Raw genomic sequence first — 19,049 nt, 5'->3', positions numbered from 1 at the left:
CGGCCCGTCAGCGGGCCGCTGGCTTGGCGTTGCCGGACTGGGACAGCAGCGTGCCCACCATGGCTGAGAGGTCGCCCATGTTCGCGGGCACCACGGTCACGGTGGAGGTCTTGGCGATCTCGCCCCATTGCTGCACCCACTGCTGGCCGAGCTGGTAGTGCAGCGCGTCCGCGCCGCCCTGGCCCGCGGTGGCCTTGCCGATGGTCTCGATGGCCTTGGCGGTGGCGTTGGCCACCGCGGCGATTGCCTGGGCCTGGCCGTCGGCGCGCAGGATGGCGGACTGGCGTTCGCCCTCGGCATTGTTGATCTGGCTCTGCTTCTGGCCTTCCGACTGGTTGATGGCCTGCTGGCGGTCGCCCTCGGACTTGGCGATGGCGGCGCGCTTCTGCCGCTCGGCGGTGAGCTGCAGCTCCATGGCGCGCTGGATCTCGTCGGGCGGGGTGAGGTTGCGGATCTCGTAGCGCAGCACCTTTACGCCCCAGCCTGCGGCGGCCTCGGTGAGCACGTCCACCACGCCGCGGTTGAGGGTCTCGCGCTGCGACAGGCACTCGTCCAGCGCCAGCTTGCCTACCTCGGCACGCATGGTGGTCTGCACCAGCTGTACCACGGCGGTGATCACGTTGTTGGTGCCGTAGGCGGCGTTCTGGGCGTTGGTGATCTGGTAGTAGAGCACGCCGTCCACCGACAGGCGCGTGTTGTCCTTGGTGATGCAGATCTGCTCCGGCACGTCCATCGGGATCTCACGCATGTCGAAGCGGTAGGCCACCCGGTCCAGGATCGGCACGATGAGCTGCATGCCCGAGCCCAGCACTGCGTGGAAGCGCCCCAGGCGCTCGACGACCCAGGCCTGCTGCTGCGGCACGATGCGCACCGCGCGGACGATGGTGAACGCGGCCCAGACCAGGATCAGCAGGCCGATGATGGATGACAACTGCATGGAGATGCTCCCTTTGGTATGTTCGTTTTGTCAGTGGACCGGCTTCACGCGCAGGCGCGAGCCGTCGCGGGCCACCACCTTGGCGCGCTGCCCCACGCTGGGGTGGCCGCTGCCCTCCCAGGCAGCCTCCCACAGCGAGTCGCGGTACTTCACTTTGATGTCGTGGCCGTCCGCCTGGGCGACCGTGACCAGGTTGCCCTTGTCCATGTCCTCCAGCGGGTCGGTCTTGTCGCCGTGCAGGCGGCGGCGCAGCAGGTGCGCCAGGGGCAATGCCACGGCGGAGCCCAGCGTGAACACCAACGCCCCCTGCCAGCCGTTCATGGGATAGAGCCAGGTGATGAGCGCGGTGAGCAGCGAGGCGAAGGCCAGCGCCGCCAGGTAGAACGTCACGCTGGCCATCTCCAGCACGAGGAGGATGATCCCCGCCGCCAGGAAGCCCAGAGCCATCTCGTGTTCCATGGAACCCCTCCCAGGACTATAGATATAGATGATAGGGCCGCCGGTGCCGGTTTCAATGCCCGGGCTGCCGGGCGGGCGCGGGCCTTCAGCCCAGTGGCGTGAACCGGCCCAGCTCCCTTTCCTTCACGGTGTACTGTTCGCAGCACACGTCCAGTTCCTCATATTCGTGCAGGAACTGCTTGCGGAAGGCATCGCCCGCCGCCTGGGATTCCCAGTAATCCACCGTCATGAAGCGCTGCGGGTTGGCCTGGTCCTGATGAAGCTCGCTGCGAATGTAGCCCGGCGCGCGGCGGAACAGCTGCACCCAATCCCCTTCCGGCCCGTAGAGGCGCTTGAACTCCTCCACCTTGCCGGGGGCCGCCAGGAACTCCCACACGCAGATGTAACCGGGTTTCACGGCACGTGGCCCCCTTTACCGCCACCCCTTCTCAGGCCATCAGTATAGCGCCAGCCGGGCTGGCCAGGGCTCGGCCGCCGTGGGTATGCTTAGGGCAAGAGACGCTGCATAGGGATGGGGTTTTCCATGCGACGGATCATCGGACTCGCGCTCCTGCTCGCGCCTTGCCTCGCGGCCGCCACGGCGCCTGAACTCGGCATCACCTACAGCGTGCGTGTCGACAACCTCACTGCCGGCGACGTGTTGTTCAAGTTGGACGGCGGCAAGCCCTGCACGGCCCGTTCACAGGCGAGCTGCAACTGGGACATCGACTACGGTGCCCACAGCCTGGAAGCCGACGTGGGAGGCCAGCGCTACGTCCGCGACTTCGAGCTCTCGGACGAGAGCGACATCCTCGTGCATTGCCGTTTCGACGGCACCAGGTTCAGCGGCGACAGCTGCTGAGACCGCCTTCACGCATTGCGGGATTCCAATTCCTGCCAGCGCGTGTACAGTTCCGCCACCTTGGTCCGGGCGGCTTCCAGGCTGCCGTAGATCTCCTTGAGCTTCGCCGCGTCGCTCATGATGGCAGGGTCGTGCAGCCGTTCCTGGATGGCGTTCACTTCCGCCTCGGCCTTCTCGATCCTCTTCTCCATCCGGTCGAGCTCCTTCTTCTCTTCATAGCTCAAACCGGGCGCGGCGGGCTTCCTGGCCGGCGCCACCGCCTGCGATGCCATCGGCGCCGGCACCGCACTGCGGCGCGCTTCCAGCCATTGAGCGTAGTCCGCGAAGAACGTGACGTGGCCGCTCCCGTCCAGGTACAGCAGCCGGTCGCTCAGGCGGTCCATGAGGAAGCGGTCGTGGGTGATGAGCACCAGCGCACCCGGGAACTCCGCCAGGCTATCTTCCAGCACCTCCAGCGTCGCGATGTCCAGGTCGTTGGTGGGCTCGTCCAGCAGCAGCAGGTCGGCGGGCTGCAGCATCAGCCGCGCGATCAGCACCCGCGCCTGCTCGCCGCCCGAGAGCCGCGCCACCGGCAGCCCGAGCTTCTCGGTGGGGAACAGGAAGCGCCGGGCCCAGGCGCTCACGTGCAGGGGCTTGCCCTGGAACATCACGCTCTCGCCGGTGGGCGAGAGCGCCTGCTTCAGGGTGAGGCTCCGGTCCAGCTGCTCGCGCTTCTGGTCGAAGCTCACCACCTTGAGGTCGTCCGCCCAGGTGATGCTGCCGGCACTGGGCTTGAGCTCGCCTCGCAGGAGCTGGATCAGGCTGCTCTTGCCGCTGCCATTGCGCCCCAGCACCCCGACACAGCTGCCCGGCCCCAGCGTGAGGTCCAGTCCGGAAAACAGCCGCCGCCCGCCCCGCTCCACTGTCACGTCCTTGAGCTCCACCAGCTTGCGGGTCCTGCGGCCGGTGGCGTCGAACTCGATCTCGGCGGATCTCGTCAGTGCGTTGCGGCCGCGGGTGGCCTGCAGCTCGTCCTTCAGCTCATAGGCGGCATCGATGCGCCCCTTGGCCTTGGTGGTGCGGGCCTTGGGTCCCCGCCGCAGCCACTCCAGCTCGCGGCGGAACGTGTTCTCCAAAACCCGCTCCTCGCGGTCCTGCTGGTCGAAGACCGCGAGGCGCCGCTGCAGGAATTCGCTGTAGTTGCCTTCCACCCGCAGATAACCGTCCGGATAGCGGCGGTTCAGTTCCACGATGCGGTTGGTGGCGTTCTCCAGGAAGTAACGGTCGTGGCTCACCAGCACGAAGGCGAAGCGCGCCGACTTCAGCAGCGCTTCCAGCCACAGGATGCCTTCCAGGTCCAGGTGATTGGTAGGCTCGTCCAGCAGCAAAAGGTCCGGCTCCTGCACCAGCGCGCAGGCGACAGCCAGGCGCTTGCGCCAGCCGCCCGAGAGGGAATCCACCTTCTGCCCCAGGTCCGCGAAGGCCATCTCCCGCAGGAGATCGCGGATGGAGTTGAGTCCGGCATCCCTCTGGTGTGCCGGCAGCGCATCCAGCAGCGCCGACTCCACGGTGGCGCCGGCGGAGAACCTGTCTTCTTGAGGCAGGTACACGAGATGGGTGGAACCGGCCCGTGCCACCTGCCCTTCGTCGGGGGTCTCCACGTCCGCCAGGATCCTGAGCAGCGTGGACTTGCCGGAGCCGTTGGGCCCGATGAGGCCCAGCTTCTCCCCCGCGTGGAAACTCAGGGTGATGCCCGAGAAAAGGTTCTGCAGCCCGTAGGACTTGCTCAAACCCTGGACGCTGACGAGGAGGTCGGATGCCATGGACGGATTGGTATCGGAGGGCGCGCTATGGTCTCATATCCAGGACATGAGAGACGACGCCCGACATGCCCTGAGCAAGGTACCGGAAGTCACCCTGGTCTTCTGGGCCATCAAGGTCTTCGCCACCACCCTGGGCGAGACCGGCGGCGACGCGGTCTCCATGTCCATGGGTTTGGGCTACCTCGCAGGTACCGCCATCTTCGCGGTGATCTTCATCGGCTTCGTCCTGGCACAGGTCAGGGCCCGGGGTTTCCGCCCCTTCCTCTATTGGGCCACCATCATCGCCACCACCACCGTGGGCACCACACTCGCGGACTTCGCCGACCGCTCCCTCGGCATCGGCTACGCCGGCGGCAGCTCGCTGCTGCTGGCGCTGGTGCTGGGCTCGCTGTTCCTCTGGCATCGCACCCTGGGTTCTGTCTCCATCACGAGCGTAAGCACACCCAAGGCCGAGATGTTCTACTGGATCACCATCATGTTCTCCCAGACCCTGGGCACCGCGTTGGGCGACTGGACCGCGGACTCGGCGGGCTTGGGTTATCTCGGCGCAGCGGCGATCTTCGGCGGGCTGCTGCTGTTGGCGGCGGCGGCGTATCTCTGGACGAAGCTGGATCACACGCTGCTGTTCTGGACGGCGTTCATCCTCACGCGGCCCCTCGGCGCGGTGGTGGGGGATTTCCTCGACAAGCCCCATGACCAGGGCGGCTTGGCTCTGAGCCGCTATGCCGCATCGGCGGTGCTGGTGGTGCTGATCGTGGCCGGCATCCTCATCTTCCCACAGCGCGCGGCCCGGGCTTCCCACTAGCCGCGCGGCAGCGTCCGGCACCAGTGGCGCAGCACGTCCGGCTCCATCCACCCTTCGGCAGCAGCCAGGCCCAGCAGTGAGGCGGTGTAAGTACGCGCCATGCTGAAGGCCAGGCGCCGCGCGCCCCGCTCCAGCGCTTCACGGTCCTGCGCCGCACCCTTGAGCCAGGTCCCCATGGCCTCGACCCCGGCGGTGATCTGGTCGCGGAACCCGGCGAGCTCCTTGCCCTGCATGGCCGCGGTGCGCGCAGCCACGTCCGCCGCGTAGGCCTTGAAGGACGCCGGGTCCTCCAGCGCCCGCAGCACGTCCAGGGACAGCACATTGGTGGTGCCCTCCCAGATGGAGAGCACCTGGCAGTCCCGCAACAGCCGCGGCAGGCCCGTGTCCTCTATATACCCCGCGCCGCCGAAGCACTCCAGCACTTCGCTGGCGGTGGCGATGGACTGCTTGGCGGTATACAGCTTCGCGACTGGCGTGAGCAGACGCAGCAGCGCGGTCTCCGCCGGCGTGCCCTTGCCCGTCTCGCCGCGGCCGAGCAGCACGCCCAGGTGCAGCACCAGGTGCAGGGCCCCGGTGTACTCCGCATCCAGTTCCGAGAGGGTCTCATGATGCAGGGGCTGCTCGAGGATGGGCTTGCCGAAGGCGAGGCGCTTGCCGGCGTAATCCACCGCCAGCGCCAGGCCACGGCGCATGTAACTCACGGCGGAGACCGCGTTATAGAGGCGCGTGATGTTCAGCACCGTCGCGATCTGTTTCACGCCCTTTCCCGGCTCGCCGATGCGCACTGCCGGCGTGCCCTGCAGCGTGAGCTCCGCGGTGGGCAGCGCCCAGGTGCCCAGCTTGGGCTTGAGCCGGTGCACGAAGATCTCGTTCAGCTTGCCCTCCGCGTCGCGCAGCTGCAGGAGATAGAGGCTCAGGCGTCCCTCTGCCTCCGGGTCCCGCGCCAAGGTCACGGCGACTTCGGAGGTGGTGGCGGAGGTGAACCACTTGGTGCCATGGAGCCGCCAGCGGCCGTCTTCGAGCCGCGCTTCGGTGGAGGTGCCGCTCACGTCCGAGCCGCCGCTACGCTCCGTCATCCACTGCCCCGAGGTCCAGAACGCCCGCGGATCGCGGCTGACGAGATGCGGCAGCACGTCCTGCTTCAGTAGTGCGTCGCCGAACAGCTCAAGCGTGCGTGCCGCGCCGTCGGTCATGGCCAGCGGGCAGGAATAGATGGCGGAAGACGGCGTATAGAGATGCAGGCGCACGAACTGGTGCAGGCGCGACCATTCCCCTTGTTTGCGTTCGTAGGCGGTGGCGACGATGCCCTCCTCCGCGGCGATGCGATGCAGCGCCTTCCAAGCATCCGACACTTCGATGCGGTCCACGCGTCGGCCCCAGGCATCGTAGGGCACGTGACGCGGCGGCTGCGCCTCCGCCGCCGCCGTGAGCGCCAGCATCTCGCCTGCCGCCCGCGCGCCCAGGTTCGCCAGGCCTGGCTCGATGCCGGACAGCATCGTCTCAGGCACGCGCCGGCCTAGCCACGCGCGCAGCGCCTCGTCATCCTGATATTGGTTACCCAATTCAGGTCCTTCCTGGAAGAACTCTACGTTTCCGTTCATGGCGCCTCACGACATTCACCGACACATTAAGTACGCCGCAGCCGCAACTGTCAATTCGGTTCGACCTTTTCAGCGCGAGGGGGTTTTAATAGCCACTTCGCATGCACATGGGCCGCCTGCGCGCAGCCGCGATGCATCGCGTACCCTGAACCGACCGAAGGAGTGACCATGAAACACAAGACCGTTTTGATATCCGCCCTGCCCGCCCTGCTGCTGGCCAGCGCCGGCTTCGCCGCCGGCGCGCCCGATACCGGCATGAACCCCGGCAGCTCCGGCGTGGACATCTCCAAGGAGATATCCACCGCCCTCACTCACGCCCAGATGTCCGCCAGCAGCGGCGACATCAAGATGGTGCATGAGCACATGCAGCACGTGGTGAATTGCCTGGTGGGTCCGCAGGGTCCTGAGTACAACGCCAATGCCGAGGATCCCTGCAAGGGCATGGGCAAGGGCGCCATGAACGACGTGGACAGCAAGAGCGACCAGCACAAGAAGCTGGACAAGGCGCTCACCGAAGCCAAGGACTCGCTCAAGAAGGACAGCGTGAAGGGTGCTCAGGGCGAAGCCAAGGACGTGGTGAAGTACCTGCAGGAGGCCCAGGAAGCCAAACCCAACTCGTGAGCTTCATGCATGCAGAAACGAAAAGCCCGGCGCGAGCCGGGCTTTTTTGTCTGAACCATGACCCGACGTCGAGCAAGATACTGGGCACCCCCGCATCCATTGGCTAGTCCCTCCCATCCATCTGATAGACGGGTAGGTTCATGAATCTTTTGTGACAGCCAGCTTGAATTTTCAATCGGTACGAGAGGGCGAGACGCACAGCGCCACGCGGAGCAGGGATAGATAGCGAGAGAGCGCAAAAGCTGAACCCCCGACCCCGCATATATCGTTTCGGAGGTTCAAATCCTCTCTTAGCCGGAGGGACTTACCCTTTCTGAACCCATTTAGGTGTTTTGAAGTTGAATTGGTCGGGACGAGAGGGCCGGATGCGAAGCATCCGGCGGGCCCACAGGGATGTGGGTCCCGGAGTTTTGCCCGGGGCTGATGCGTAGGGCAAAACGAACCTCCGACCCCGAAATAAAAGGTTCGGAGGTTCAAATCCTCTCTTAGCCGGAGGGACTTGCCCTTTCTGAACCCATTTAGGTGTTTTGAAGTTGAATTGGTCGGGACGAGAGGATTTGAACCTCCGACCCCTTGCACCCCATGCAAGTGCGCTACCAGACTGCGCTACGCCCCGACTGATTCAACTGACTGATGGCCCGGACGGGCCCTTGGCAGGGGCGTAATTATACGCCAAGCCTAAGATTCCGCTAAACCCGTTTGAGATTCAGCGCCTTATCAGCGCTTCAGAAGCTGGAGAAGCTCTTCCAGCTCGACGCGCATCTGGCGCACGATCTGGTGGCTCTGGGTGATGTCCTGCTTGGCGCCGTCGCTGGAGAGCTGCTGGCGGGCGCCGCCGATGGTGAAGCCCTGTTCGTACAAGAGGCTGCGGATCTGGCGGATCACCAGCACGTCGTGGCGCTGGTAGTAGCGGCGGTTGCCCCGGCGCTTCACGGGCTTGAGCTGGGGGAACTCCTGCTCCCAATAGCGCAGCACGTGCGGCTTCACGCCGCACAGGTCGCTCACCTCACCGATGGTGAAGTAGCGCTTCCCCGGAATCGGGGGGAGCTCGCTATTGTTCCCGGCTTCCAGCATATGTCTCCACCCGTGCCTTGAGCTTCTGTCCCGGACGGAAGGTCACCACCCGGCGGGCGGTGATGGGGATCTCCTCCCCCGTCTTGGGGTTGCGCCCCGGCCTCTGGTTCTTCTTGCGGAGGTCGAAATTGCCGAACCCGGACAGCTTGACCTGCCGGCCCTCGGCCAGGGCGAGGCGGACCTCCTCGAAGAACAGGTCCACCAGCTCCTTGGCCTCGCGCTTGTTCAGGCCAAGCTCCTGGAACAGGGCCTCGGCCATCTCGGCTTTGGTCAGCGCCATTACTTAATCTCGTATTGTTGCGCCCAAATCCCGCCGGAGACGGTCAGCCACCCGCTGCATGGTCCCATCAGCGTCTTCGTCAGTAAGAGTGCGCGAAGAGTCTTGTAAAATCAAGCCTAAAGCGACGCTTTTTCGTCCAGAATCTATGCCCGGACCACGGTAGATATCGAAGATCCTGGCCTCTTGGAGCAGGCTCCCGGCGGCCTCCCGGGCCATGGCCAAAAGTTGCCCAGCCGTAACCTTCTCTTCCACTACCACCGCCAAGTCCCGCCTTACCGCCGGGAACCGGGAGATTGGCTCAAAAGCCGGGATTTTGCCCCCTAAAAGCATCTCCAGGCGGATTTCGAACACTAGGGCACCCTGAGGCAGGTCCAGTGCCTTGACCAGCCTGGGGTGCACGGAACCCATCCAGCCCAGTTCCCTTCCATCCAGCATCAACCGGGCTGACTGGCCGGGATGCAGGGCACCCAAAGCCGAAGCCTGGACCTCCAGGCGGCCGGCAGCCCCAGCGGGCCTCAGCAGCGCCTCGATATCGCCCTTGAGATCGGCGAAATCCACCGGCCGGTCCGTCTCACCCCACTGGAGTGGGAACTCGGGTCCGGAGACCAGTCCAGCGATGATATTTTCTTGTTTTATATCATCGGCTTGCGAATAGAATATCAAACCAGTCTCAAATACCCGGACGCGGTCTTGCTGCCGGTTCAGGTTGTACTGCAAGACCTTGAGCAGCCCAGGCCACAGGCCCATGCGCATCTCGGCCATGTCTGCGGTGATGGGGTTGGCGAGCGGTAGGGCCATACCGTTGGACCCGTAGACCTGGGCCTGCAGGCCTGCGTCCACGAAGCTGTAGGTCACCACCTCTTGGTAGCCCCGCTCCACCAAGACCTGCCGCAGGCGCCTTAAGTCCACCCGGGCTTCCGGCAGAGGCGCCATGCCCTGGCGCGAGGGGTACTGGAGTGCCGGAATCCGGTCGTAGCCGTGGACCCGGCCCACCTCCTCGATCAGATCTTCCTCGATCTCGATGTCGAAGCGGTGGCTGGGCGCGGTAGCCATCCACCCTTCCTTGTCCGCCTTCACCATGAACCCGAGGCGCGTGAGGATGCCCTCCACCTCCTTGTCCGGCACGCTGATGCCGAGCAGTGCGGCGAGGCGCGCACGGCGCAGCCTTATGGGCGCGCCCTGGAAGCGGGTCGCCTCAGCCGTGACCACGCTCACGGGGCCCGGCTGGCCGCCGGCAATCTCGAGGATGAGCTGGGTGGCGCGCTCGATGGCGCGGGCTTGTCCCGTCGGATCCACGCCCCGCTCGAAGCGGTAGGCAGCATCCGTGAGCAGGTCCATGCGCCGCGGGCGGCCGCTGATGGCGGCGGGCGTGAAGAACGCAGCTTCCAGGAGTACATCGGTGGTGCCGGCGGTCACGTTGGACTCACCGCCACCCATGATCCCCGCGAAGCCCTGCAGCCGGCTCTTGTCGGCGATCACCAGCACGTCGTGCTGGGCTTCGTAGACCTGGCCGTTGAGGAGCTTGGTCTTCTCCCCCGCCTTCGCCATGCGCACGGTGAGGCCGCCGTCCAGGCGCTTCAGGTCGTAGGCGTGCATGGGCTGGCCGAGCTCCAGCATCACGTACTGGGTCACGTCCACCGCCGGGTGGATCGGCTTCAAGCCCGCGGAACGCAGGCGCTCGCGCATCCACAGCGGCGTGACGGCGTCGGCGCGCAGGCCCTTGATGACGCGGGTAGCGAACACGGGACAGGCCTTCTCCGCCTGGATCTCCGCCGGGAACACGTCCTTGATGGCCGCCTTCACCGGCGGCACCTCGGTCTTCTCCAGCGGCTTGCCGTAGAGCGCCGCGAGTTCGCGCGCCACGCCCAGGATGCTGAGGCAGTCGCCGCGGTTGGGCGTGATCTCGATCTCGATGAGCCAGTCCCCACCGCCCAGGTACTCACGCAGGTCCTTGCCCACGGGCGCATCCGCCGGCAGCGCGAAGAGTCCCGAGGCCTCTTCCGAGAGGCCGAGCTCGCGGGCGGAGCACAGCATGCCGGAGGAATCCACACCGCGCAGGGCGGCCTGCTTGATCACGGTGCCGTCCGGCAACTTGCCGCCCGGCAGGATCACCGGCGCCTTCATGCCCGCCTGCACGTTGGGCGCGCCGCAGACGATCTGGTGCAGCTTGCCGTCGCCGATGTCCACCTGGCAGACGTTCAGCTTGTCCGCCGAGGGGTGCTTCTCCAGGCTCTTCACCTGGCCCACGCACACCTTCTCGAAGGCCGGGATGGATGGCGTCACGGACGCCACTTCCACGCCGCCCGAGCCGAGCTTGCGGCCGATGCCTTGGGCATCGTCCTGGAGCTTCACGAATTCCTTGAGCCAGTTCGCGCTGATCTTCATGGGTGCCTCAGCGGAACTGGCGCAGGAAGCGCAGGTCGTTGTCGTAGTTCATGCGGATGTCGTCGATGCCGTAGCGCAGCATCCCCAGGCGCTCCACGCCGATGCCGAAGGCCCAGCCGGTGTAGCGCTCCGGGTCGATCTTGCAGGCCTTGAGCACGTTCGGGTGCACCATGCCGCAGCCCAGCACCTCCAGCCAACCGGTATGCTTGCACACGCGGCAGCCGGCGCCCCTGCAGAACACGCAGCTGATGTCCACCTCCGCGCCCGGTTCCACGAACGGGAAGTAGGACGGGCGGAAGCGCAGCTTGAGGTCCTCCTGCTCGAAGAACCGCTGCATGAAGTCCGTGAGCGTGCCGCGCAGATGCGCCATGCTCACGTTCTCGTCCACCAAGAGGCCCTCCACCTGGTGGAACATGGGCGTGTGGGTCATGTCGTAATCGTGGCGGTAGGTGCGGCCGGCGGCGATCACCCGGATCGGCGCGCCGTGCTTCAGCATCGAGCGGATCTGCACGGGCGAGGTATGGGTGCGCAGCAGGAAAGGCCTGTCTTTCAGGTAGAAAGTGTCCATCTCGGCGCGGGCCGAGTGGTCGGCCTTGAAGTTCAGCGCGTCGAAGTTGTGGAACTCGTCCTCGATCTCGGGACCGGATTCCATGCTGAAGCCCAGCCGTTCGAAGAGCGTCTGGATCCGTTCGATGATGCGGGTGGAAGGGTGCAGGCCGCCAGCCTCCTGGCCGCGTCCCGGCAGGCTCACGTCCACCGCCTCGCTGGCGAGCTTGGCGGCGAGATCCGCCTGTTCCAGTTCGGTCTTGCGCGCATCCAGTAGTTCAGTGACCGCCTGCTTCACCACGTTGATGCGCTGGCCGGCGGCGGCGCGCTCGGCGCCCGGCAGCTTGCCGAGGGTCTGCAGTTCGGCGGTGATCACGCCCTTCTTGCCGAGGTAGTGCACGCGTACCTCATCCAGGGCCGCGAGCGTGGTGCAGGCGGCGGCCTTGGACTCAGCCTCGGTGATCAGCTTGTCGAGGTCGGTGCTCATGGGACGTTCTTATTACCCCGTGTACCCCAAAAAGAAAAGGGGGAAGACCGTTGTGCGGCCTTCCCCCACTTGCTCTGATTGAAAGCCCCTCAGCGGGCCATCATTCGTCTCAGGCTAAGCTGGCTTTGGCCTTCTCGGCGAGGGCCGCAAAGCCGGCCTTGTCGAACACGGCGATGTCGGCCAGCACCTTGCGGTCCAGCTCGATCTTCGCCTTCTTCAGGCCGTTCATGAAGCGGCTGTAGGACAGCCCCGAGAGGCGCGCCGCGGCGTTGATGCGGGCGATCCAGATGCCGCGCATGTCGCGCTTCTTGTCGCGACGGTCGCGGTAGGCATACTGGCCTGCCTTCATCACCGCCTGCTTGACGGTGCGGATGTTCTTACGGCGGGCGTTGTAATAGCCCTTGGCCTTGCCGATGACCTTCTTGTGCTTGGCCCGGCTGGTGACTGAACGTTTTACGCGTGCCATGTTTCTATCCTCTCCTTACGACCAGGGCAGCATCTGCTTGACGCGGAAGTGATCCTGGGGGACCACGAGCGTCGAGCCGCGCAACTGACGCTTGCGCTTGCTGCTCTTCTTGGTGAGGATGTGGCGCTTGTGCGATTGGCCACGCTTGTACTTGCCGGTGCCGGTGGCGCGGAAGCGCTTCGCGGCTGCCCGGTTGGTCTTGATCTTGGGCATGACTGAAACTCCTGATTGTTACTGGTAGCCTGGCCCCGCTCAGAAGCGGCGTTGAGGTGTTCGCCAGGGGTGACGCTTGGGCCGTCACTTTTGTTGCATCGACTTCTTAGCGCTGGAAACTCATTTCTTCTTCGGGCCGATGATCATCACCATCTGCTTGCCCTCGAGGCGCGGGAACTGCTCGATCTGCCCCACTTCCTCCAGATCCTTCTTGATGCGCTCCAGGATCTCGACACCGATGTTCTGGTGCAGCAGCTCGCGCCCGCGGTACCTCAGGGTCACCTTCGCCTTGTCGCCTTCCGTGAGGAAGCGCGTCAGGTTGCGCAGCTTGATCTGGTAGTCGCCCTCGTCCGTGGTCGGACGGAACTTCACTTCCTTGACCTGTATCTGCTTCTGCTTCTTGCGCGCGACCTGCTGCTTCTTGTTGACCTCGAACAGGTACTTGCCGAAGTCCATCACGCGGCAGACCGGCGGTTCCGCCGTGGGCGACACCTCCACGAGATCCAGTCCCGCCTCTTCGGCGTAGCGGACGGCCTCGCGGGTGAACATGATTCCGATCTGCTGGTTGTCCGGGCCGATGACCCTGACCTTGGGCGACGTGATCTCCCCGTTTCGCCGGGCGCGCTTCTCAGAGCTGATACCTGATCCTCCAAAAATAAACCTGAACCCGTCCCCTCAACGCATACGGGACGCGGTTCAGGCTGCCACTCCGCGGCTGACCACCTCGGCTTCAAGACGCCGGGCGAAATCCTCGAGCTTGAGGCTGCCCAGGTCCTGGCCTTCGCGGGTGCGCACCGCCACGGAACCTGTTTCCATCTCCTTGTCGCCCACCACCAGGAGGTAGGGGACGCGCTGGAGCGTATGTTCGCGTATTTTAAAGCCTATCTTCTCGTTCCTCAAGTCGGATTCCACCCGAAATCCCTGATTTCCATGGGATTTCAGGGTCTCGACCACGTTTTGGGCGTATCCGGCCTGCCGGTCGGTGATGGTGAGGACCACCGCCTGGACCGGGGCCAGCCAGGCCGGGAAGCGGCCGGTGAAGTGTTCGATGAGGATGCCCACGAAACGCTCCATGGACCCTACGATGGCCCGATGCAGCATGACCGGGACGTGCTTGGCCCCGTCCTCCCCCACGAACTCGGCCCCCAGGCGGCCGGGCATGTTGAAGTCCACCTGCATGGTGCCGCACTGCCAGACCCGGCCGATGGCGTCTTTCAGGGAATACTCGATCTTGGGGCCGTAGAACGCCCCCTCCCCCGGTGACACCGTGAATTCGCAGCCGGAGGCCGTCAGGGAATCCATCAGGGCCTTCTCGGCGCGGTCCCAGAGGGCGTCCTCGCCGACCCGGTTGGCCGGACGGGTGGCCACCTTGTAGATGATGTCCGTGAACCCGAAGTCCTTATAGACCTTCTGCAGCAGGGCCGTGAAGGCCGCGCATTCCGCCTGGATCATGTCCTCGGTGCAGAAGATGTGGCCGTCGTCCTGGGTGAAGCCGCGCACCCGCATGAGGCCATGCAGGGCGCCGGAGGGCTCGTTGCGGTGGCAGGCTCCGAACTCGCCGAAGCGCAGCGGCAGGTCCCGGTAGCTCTTGAGCCCGTGCTTGTAGATGAGGATATGGCCTGGGCAGTTCATGGGCTTGATGGCGAAGTCCCGCTCTTCCGAGTGGGTCACGAACATGTTGTCGCGGAAGTTCTGCCAGTGGCCGGTCTTCTCCCAGATGGTCTTATCCATGATCTGCGGGCCGCGCACCTCCTGGTAGCCGCTGGAGGAGTACACACGGCGCATGTACTGCTCCACCTGCTGCCACAGCGCCCAGCCGCGCGGATGCCAGAACACCATGCCCGGCGCTTCTTCCTGCGTGTGGAACAGGTCCAGCTCGCGGCCGATGCGGCGGTGGTCGCGCTTCTCGGCCTCTTCCAGGCGCGTGAGATAGGCCTGCAAGGCCTTCTTGTCGGTCCAGGCGGTGCCGTAGATGCGCTGCAGCATCTCGTTCTTGGAGTCGCCGCGCCAATAGGCGCCGGCCACCTTCATGAGCTTGAAGGCCTTGAGCTTGCCGGTGCTCGGCACGTGGGGGCCTCGACACAGGTCTATGAAGTCGCCCTGGCGGTAGAGGGAGATGTCCTCGGCGCTGGGGATGCTGGCGATGATCTCGGCCTTGTACTTCTCGCCCATGTCGCGGAAGAACTTCACGGCTTCGTCGCGGGGCATCACGCTGCGGGTGACCTTCTGGTCCTGCCCCGCGAGTTCCTCCATGCGCTTCTCGATGGCGGCCAGGTCCTCGGGCGTGAAGGGCCGGCTGAAGGCGAAGTCGTAGTAGAAGCCATCCTCGATCACCGGACCGATGGTGACCTGTGCTTCCGGGAAGAGCTGCTTCACCGCCTGGGCCAGGAGGTGCGCCGTGGAATGGCGGATGACGTCGAGGCCTTCCGCGTCGCGCTCGGTGACGATGCTGAGCGGCGCGTCGTGATCGATCGTGAACGAGGTGTCCACCACCTTACCGTCCACCTTGCCGGCGAGCGCGGCCTTGGCGAGGCCGGGGCCGATGCTGGCAGCCACCTCGGCGACCGTGACCGGGTTGGGGAATTCGCGTTTGGAACCGTCAGGCAGCGTGATGGCGGGCATGCGCTTCTCCTTACAGTGGCGGCCTATACGAGGGGCCGCGTGCTTCGGGTTGTCGGAAAGACAAACTCTCGTATGTGTTGGTAGGCGTGATTGGACTCGAACCAACGACCCCCACCATGTCAAGGTGGTGCTCTAACCAGCTGAGCTACACGCCTACTGAATTCAGCGCGTAACGATACCGGAATGGGCTAAAAACAGCAAGGTTTCCGGCTACTTAGCCGCTATGCGCGTATCTTTCAGGCGGGTTGCTGGTAGAGGCCGAACACGTTGCCCGCCGGATCACGGAAGCGCGCGGTGATCTCCGGCGCATCGGCGCCGATGGGCTGTACCACTTCGCCACCGTTGGCCACGATGGCCTCCAGCATGGCGGCGGCGTCATCCACCATGATGTAGACCAGGAGGCCGGGGCCACCCTGGGGCGGACGTCCCTTCACCCAGCTGCCGCTCACCTGCCCCACGCCGTCGTCGAAGGCCAGGTGACCGTCGCCGCGCTTGCGGGTCCGCCAGCCGAACACCTTGGCGTAGAAATCCGCCGACCGTGCCACGTCAGTGGCGGGGATCTCGATGTAGCAGATCTTGCCGTTGCCCAACGTGGGTTCCATCATGTTCTCCTCTGCTCAGCCGGCCTTCACGTCCGGCAGACCCATGTCGATCTCCCGCAGACGCCGGATGTCGTCCCGCACCCGCGCCGCTTCCTCGAACTCCAGGTTGCGGGCATGCTTCTGCATCTCGAGTTCCAGCTGCTTGATGAGCTTGAGGCGCTTCTCGGGTCCCATGGCCTCGTAACGGGCCCGCTCGTCGGCGGCCTTGGGCAGCGGCGCGCGCACGCCGGCGGCGTAGGCCCGCGCTCCCTCCATCACGTCCGCCACCGCCTTCTGGATGCCCTGGGGGGAGATGCCGTGGGCCTGGTTGTAGGCCTCCTGTCTCTGGCGGCGCCGGTCGGTCTCATCCATGGCCCGCTGCATGGAGCCGGTGACGCGCTCGGCATAGAGGATGGCCATGCCGTTCACGTTACGGGCGGCGCGGCCGATGGTCTGGATGAGCGAGCCCTCGGAGCGCAGGAAACCCTCCTTGTCCGCGTCCAGGATCGCCACCAGCGAGACTTCCGGCAGGTCCAGGCCCTCGCGCAGCAGGTTGATGCCCACCAGCACGTCGAACACGCCCAGGCGCAGGTCGCGGATGATCTCGGTGCGTTCCACGGTCTCGATGTCGGAATGCAGGTAGCGCACCTTCACGCCGTGCTCGGCGAAGTATTCGGTCAGGTCCTCGGCCATGCGCTTGGTGAGGGTGGTGACGAGGGTGCGCTCTTTGCGCTCTGCGCGCTGCTTCACCTCCGACAGCAGGTCGTCCACCTGGGTGCGGGCCGGCCGGACCTCGACCCGGGGGTCGACGAGCCCCGTGGGACGGACCACCTGCTCCACCGTCTGGTCGCCGGTGCGCTTCTCGTAGGGACCCGGCGTGGCCGAGACGAACACGGTCTGTGGCGAACGGGCCTCCAGCTCCTCGAAGCGCAGCGGCCGGTTGTCCAGGGCCGAAGGGAGGCGGAACCCGTACTCCACCAGCGTCTCCTTGCGGGAGCGGTCGCCCTTGTACATGGCGCCGAGCTGCGGCACGGTCACGTGGCTCTCGTCGATCACCAGGATCGCTTCCGGAGGCAGGTAGTCGAACAGCGTGGGCGGCGGCTCGCCAGCCTTGCGGTTGGACAGGTGCCGCGAGTAGTTCTCGATGCCGCTGCAGTAGCCGATCTCCGCCATCATCTCGATGTCGAACAGGGTTCGCTGCTCCAGGCGCTGGGCCTCGACGAGCTTGTTGGCCTGTCGCAGTTCATCCAGGCGCGGCTTGAGCTCGGCCTTGATCTTGTCGATGGCCTCGAGCAGCGTGCCCCGCGGCGTCACATAGTGGCTGGTGGGATACACGGTGTAGCGCGGCACCGGCCTTATGCTGGCGCCGGTGAGCGGGTCGAACAGCGTGAGCGATTCCACCTCATCGTCGAAGAGCTCGATGCGCAAGCCTTCCCGGTCCGATTCCGCCGGGAAGATGTCGATGATCTCGCCCCGCACCCGGTAGGTGCCGGAGGAGAAGTCCAGGTCGTTGCGGGTGTACTGCATCTCGGCGAGCCGGCGCAGGATGGCGCGCTGGTCGATCTTCTCGCCGCGGCTGATGTGCAGCACCATGCTGAGGTAGGAGTTGGGGTCGCCCAGGCCGTAGATGGCGGACACCGTGGCCACGATGATGGTGTCCTTGCGCTCCAGGATCGCCTTGGTGGCGGACAGCCGCATCTGCTCGATGTGCTCGTTGATGGAGGCGTCCTTCTCTATATAGGTGTCCGACGAGGGGACATAGGCCTCCGGCTGGTAGTAGTCATAGTAGGAGACGAAGTACTCCACGGCATTGTCGGGGAAGAAGGTCTTGAATTCGCCGTAGAGCTGCGCCGCCAGGGTCTTGTTGGGCGCCAGCACCAGCGCCGGGCGCTGCAGGTTCTGGATGACGTTCGCGATGCTGAAGGTCTTGCCGGAGCCCGTGACGCCGAGCAGCGTCTGGCGCGCGAGCCCGTCCTTCAGGCCCGCGGTGAGCGTGGCGATGGCCTGCGGCTGGTCGCCGGCGGGCTTGTAGTCGGATGCGATGCGGAATCCGTCGCTCATGGTGCTGGTTCTGCCTTTCCTTTATGATGATACCGCCCCGCCCGCCTGGATGGAGCCTCTCCTTGGACATCGAACTCTCTGAACGCGCCCGGCGTCTTCAGCCCTCGCCCACGCTCGCCGTCACGGCGCGTGCCGCGGCCCTCAAGGCCGAGGGCAAGGACATCATCGGCCTCGGCGCCGGCGAGCCGGACTTCGACACGCCGGAACATGTAAAGGAGGCCGCGATCCGCGCCATGCGCGCCGGCCAGACCAAGTACACCGCGGTGGAGGGCACGCTGGCCCTGCGCAAGGCGGTGGTCGAGAAATTCAAGCGCGACAACGGACTGACCTACACGCCGTCCCAGATCCTGGTCTCATCTGGGGGCAAACAGAGCTTCTTCAACCTCTGCCAGGCCGTCATCGGCAAGGGCGACGAGGTGGTGGTGCCGGCGCCCTACTGGGTGTCCTATCCCGAGATCGTGGCCATCGCCGATGGCACGCCGGTGATGCCCTATGCCGGCCCCGAGCAGCACTACAAGCTCACGCCGGAGCAGCTCGAGAAGAGCATCACGAAGCGTACCCGGCTCGTGGTCATCAACAGCCCCTCCAACCCGACGGGCATGGCCTACCGGCGCAAGGAGCTCCTGGCCTTCGGCGAGGTGCTGCGCAGGCACCCCAAGGTGCTCATCGCCACCGACGACATGTACGAGCCCTTCATCTGGCACGGCGAGCCCTTCTGCAACATCGTGATGGCCTGTCCGGACCTGTATGAGAGGACCCTCGTCCTGAACGGCTGCTCAAAGGCCTACGCCATGACCGGCTGGCGCATCGGCTATGCCGGCGGCCCGGAACCCGTCATCAAGGCCATGGGCAACATGCAGTCCCAGAGCACATCCAACCCCTCTTCCATCTCCCAGGCGGCCGCGGAAGCGGCGCTCAACGGCGGCCAGGAATACGTGCAGATGATGTGCAAGGCCTTCCGCGAGCGCCACAACTACGTGCACATGGCGCTCACCGCCATGCCCGGGGTCTCCATGCTGCCGGCGGACGGCACGTTCTACGCCTTCGCGGATTTCTCCAAGGTCATCACCCGCCTGAAGCTGAAGGACGACAACGTACTGGCGGAGAAGCTCCTGGTGGAGGGCGGCGTGGCAGCGGTGGCGGGCTCGGCCTTCGGCGCGCCCGGGCACCTGCGCATATCCTTCGCCACCAGCATGGACAACCTCAAGGGCGCCATGGGCCGCATCGCCGCGTTCCTGGAGAAGGCGGGCTGAAGTATCAGGTGGAGG

19 protein-coding genes and 2 tRNA genes are annotated in these 19,049 nt (G+C 65.4%); 4 read left to right on the top strand and 17 right to left on the bottom strand.

What is annotated here, in order from left to right; translation table 11 throughout:
- Nucleotides 1-7: 7 nt before the first annotated feature.
- The 3 genes from VF651_04905 to VF651_04895 all read right to left on the bottom strand — a co-directional run bounded on the left by VF651_04905 (nt 8) and on the right by VF651_04895 (nt 1,793).
- Nucleotides 8-937 carry an SPFH domain-containing protein gene (locus tag VF651_04905; GenBank protein ID HEX7965037.1) on the bottom strand — a complete coding sequence of 310 codons (930 nt, stop codon included), beginning with the start codon at nt 935-937 and terminating at the stop codon, nt 8-10.
- Nucleotides 938-967: 30 nt separating this feature from the next.
- On the bottom strand, nt 968-1,396 hold the full coding sequence (locus VF651_04900; GenBank protein HEX7965036.1) for an NfeD family protein: 429 nt from the start codon (nt 1,394-1,396) through the stop codon (nt 968-970).
- Between the two features lie 85 nt (nt 1,397-1,481).
- A complete protein-coding gene (locus VF651_04895) occupies nt 1,482-1,793 on the bottom strand; it encodes an antibiotic biosynthesis monooxygenase family protein (GenBank protein ID HEX7965035.1) in 312 nt (103 codons plus the stop codon).
- Between the two features lie 126 nt (nt 1,794-1,919).
- Between VF651_04895 and VF651_04890 the strand changes: the two genes are divergently transcribed.
- A complete protein-coding gene (locus VF651_04890) occupies nt 1,920-2,237 on the top strand; it encodes a hypothetical protein (protein ID HEX7965034.1) in 318 nt (105 codons plus the stop codon).
- A gap of 8 nt (nt 2,238-2,245) precedes the next feature.
- On the opposite strand, the gene VF651_04885 is transcribed toward VF651_04890, so the two are convergent.
- The gene (locus tag VF651_04885) at nt 2,246-4,039 is read right to left on the bottom strand and encodes an ABC-F family ATP-binding cassette domain-containing protein (protein HEX7965033.1); all 1,794 of its coding nucleotides are present in this window, start codon (nt 4,037-4,039) and stop codon (nt 2,246-2,248) included.
- A gap of 46 nt (nt 4,040-4,085) precedes the next feature.
- Between VF651_04885 and VF651_04880 the strand changes: the two genes are divergently transcribed.
- Nucleotides 4,086-4,844 carry a hypothetical protein gene (locus tag VF651_04880; GenBank protein HEX7965032.1) on the top strand — a complete coding sequence of 253 codons (759 nt, stop codon included), beginning with the start codon at nt 4,086-4,088 and terminating at the stop codon, nt 4,842-4,844.
- On the opposite strand, the gene VF651_04875 is transcribed toward VF651_04880, so the two are convergent.
- A complete protein-coding gene (locus tag VF651_04875) occupies nt 4,841-6,445 on the bottom strand; it encodes an acyl-CoA dehydrogenase family protein (GenBank protein HEX7965031.1) in 1,605 nt (534 codons plus the stop codon). The two genes, VF651_04880 and VF651_04875, sit on opposite strands and share 4 nt — an antisense overlap.
- Before the next feature lie 168 nt (nt 6,446-6,613).
- Between VF651_04875 and VF651_04870 the strand changes: the two genes are divergently transcribed.
- Nucleotides 6,614-7,066 (top strand): hypothetical protein, encoded by a 453-nt coding sequence (locus VF651_04870; GenBank protein HEX7965030.1) that lies wholly within the window; start codon nt 6,614-6,616, stop codon nt 7,064-7,066.
- 539 nt (nt 7,067-7,605) lie between these two features.
- Here VF651_04870 and VF651_04865 read toward each other — a convergent pair.
- The 12 genes from VF651_04865 to uvrB form a co-directional block, all read right to left on the bottom strand.
- Nucleotides 7,606-7,682 (bottom strand) — tRNA-Pro (locus VF651_04865).
- Nucleotides 7,683-7,783: 101 nt separating this feature from the next.
- Nucleotides 7,784-8,140: a MerR family transcriptional regulator gene (locus tag VF651_04860; protein HEX7965029.1), complete on the bottom strand. Its 357-nt coding sequence runs from the start codon at nt 8,138-8,140 to the stop codon at nt 7,784-7,786.
- Complete coding sequence (ihfA, locus tag VF651_04855; protein ID HEX7965028.1) at nt 8,118-8,420, bottom strand: integration host factor subunit alpha; 303 nt, start codon at nt 8,418-8,420, stop codon at nt 8,118-8,120. Before ihfA ends, VF651_04860 begins: the two co-directional genes overlap by 23 nt.
- Before the next feature lie 3 nt (nt 8,421-8,423).
- Nucleotides 8,424-10,805: a phenylalanine--tRNA ligase subunit beta gene (gene pheT, locus VF651_04850; protein HEX7965027.1), complete on the bottom strand. Its 2,382-nt coding sequence runs from the start codon at nt 10,803-10,805 to the stop codon at nt 8,424-8,426.
- Between the two features lie 7 nt (nt 10,806-10,812).
- On the bottom strand, nt 10,813-11,838 hold the full coding sequence (pheS, locus tag VF651_04845; protein ID HEX7965026.1) for a phenylalanine--tRNA ligase subunit alpha: 1,026 nt from the start codon (nt 11,836-11,838) through the stop codon (nt 10,813-10,815).
- A 109-nt stretch (nt 11,839-11,947) separates the two neighbouring features.
- Nucleotides 11,948-12,304 (bottom strand): 50S ribosomal protein L20, encoded by a 357-nt coding sequence (gene rplT, locus VF651_04840; protein HEX7965025.1) that lies wholly within the window; start codon nt 12,302-12,304, stop codon nt 11,948-11,950.
- 15 nt (nt 12,305-12,319) lie between these two features.
- On the bottom strand, nt 12,320-12,517 hold the full coding sequence (gene rpmI / locus VF651_04835; GenBank protein ID HEX7965024.1) for a 50S ribosomal protein L35: 198 nt from the start codon (nt 12,515-12,517) through the stop codon (nt 12,320-12,322).
- A gap of 120 nt (nt 12,518-12,637) precedes the next feature.
- Nucleotides 12,638-13,156, bottom strand: a complete 519-nt coding sequence (infC, locus tag VF651_04830) for a translation initiation factor IF-3 (protein HEX7965023.1) — start codon at nt 13,154-13,156, stop codon at nt 12,638-12,640.
- Nucleotides 13,157-13,213: 57 nt separating this feature from the next.
- Entirely contained in the window at nt 13,214-15,139 is a 1,926-nt protein-coding gene (gene thrS, locus VF651_04825; protein ID HEX7965022.1) for a threonine--tRNA ligase, read from the bottom strand.
- Nucleotides 15,140-15,217: 78 nt separating this feature from the next.
- Nucleotides 15,218-15,294, bottom strand: a tRNA-Val gene (locus VF651_04820).
- A gap of 81 nt (nt 15,295-15,375) precedes the next feature.
- A complete protein-coding gene (locus VF651_04815; protein HEX7965021.1) occupies nt 15,376-15,741 on the bottom strand; it encodes a VOC family protein in 366 nt (121 codons plus the stop codon).
- Nucleotides 15,742-15,756: 15 nt separating this feature from the next.
- Nucleotides 15,757-17,781, bottom strand: a complete 2,025-nt coding sequence (gene uvrB / locus VF651_04810; protein ID HEX7965020.1) for an excinuclease ABC subunit UvrB — start codon at nt 17,779-17,781, stop codon at nt 15,757-15,759.
- 62 nt (nt 17,782-17,843) lie between these two features.
- Here uvrB and VF651_04805 point away from each other — a divergent pair, with 62 nt between their 5' ends.
- Nucleotides 17,844-19,034: a pyridoxal phosphate-dependent aminotransferase gene (locus tag VF651_04805; GenBank protein HEX7965019.1), complete on the top strand. Its 1,191-nt coding sequence runs from the start codon at nt 17,844-17,846 to the stop codon at nt 19,032-19,034.
- Nucleotides 19,035-19,049: the final 15 nt, after the last annotated feature.

It is taken from the genome of Gammaproteobacteria bacterium, from assembly GCA_036383255.1.
Taxonomy (GTDB): Bacteria; Pseudomonadota; Gammaproteobacteria; order Natronospirales; family REEB76; genus DASUBN01.
This window is presented reverse-complemented; position numbering and strand designations above follow the sequence as displayed.

Coding starts and splice junctions, on each gene's coding strand:
- VF651_04905 (HEX7965037.1), bottom strand. CDS start 937: ATGCAGTTGTCATCCATCATCGGCCTGCTGATCCTGGTCTGGGCCGCG.
- VF651_04900 (HEX7965036.1), bottom strand. CDS start 1,396: ATGGAACACGAGATGGCTCTGGGCTTCCTGGCGGCGGGGATCATCCTC.
- VF651_04890 (HEX7965034.1), top strand. CDS start 1,920: ATGCGACGGATCATCGGACTCGCGCTCCTGCTCGCGCCTTGCCTCGCG.
- VF651_04885 (HEX7965033.1), bottom strand. CDS start 4,039: ATGGCATCCGACCTCCTCGTCAGCGTCCAGGGTTTGAGCAAGTCCTAC.
- VF651_04880 (HEX7965032.1), top strand. CDS start 4,086: ATGAGAGACGACGCCCGACATGCCCTGAGCAAGGTACCGGAAGTCACC.
- VF651_04875 (HEX7965031.1), bottom strand. CDS start 6,445: ATGAACGGAAACGTAGAGTTCTTCCAGGAAGGACCTGAATTGGGTAAC.
- VF651_04870 (HEX7965030.1), top strand. CDS start 6,614: ATGAAACACAAGACCGTTTTGATATCCGCCCTGCCCGCCCTGCTGCTG.
- VF651_04860 (HEX7965029.1), bottom strand. CDS start 8,140: ATGCTGGAAGCCGGGAACAATAGCGAGCTCCCCCCGATTCCGGGGAAG.
- ihfA (HEX7965028.1), bottom strand. CDS start 8,420: ATGGCGCTGACCAAAGCCGAGATGGCCGAGGCCCTGTTCCAGGAGCTT.
- pheT (HEX7965027.1), bottom strand. CDS start 10,805: ATGAAGATCAGCGCGAACTGGCTCAAGGAATTCGTGAAGCTCCAGGAC.
- pheS (HEX7965026.1), bottom strand. CDS start 11,838: ATGAGCACCGACCTCGACAAGCTGATCACCGAGGCTGAGTCCAAGGCC.
- rplT (HEX7965025.1), bottom strand. CDS start 12,304: ATGGCACGCGTAAAACGTTCAGTCACCAGCCGGGCCAAGCACAAGAAG.
- rpmI (HEX7965024.1), bottom strand. CDS start 12,517: ATGCCCAAGATCAAGACCAACCGGGCAGCCGCGAAGCGCTTCCGCGCC.
- thrS (HEX7965022.1), bottom strand. CDS start 15,139: ATGCCCGCCATCACGCTGCCTGACGGTTCCAAACGCGAATTCCCCAAC.
- VF651_04815 (HEX7965021.1), bottom strand. CDS start 15,741: ATGGAACCCACGTTGGGCAACGGCAAGATCTGCTACATCGAGATCCCC.
- uvrB (HEX7965020.1), bottom strand. CDS start 17,781: ATGAGCGACGGATTCCGCATCGCATCCGACTACAAGCCCGCCGGCGAC.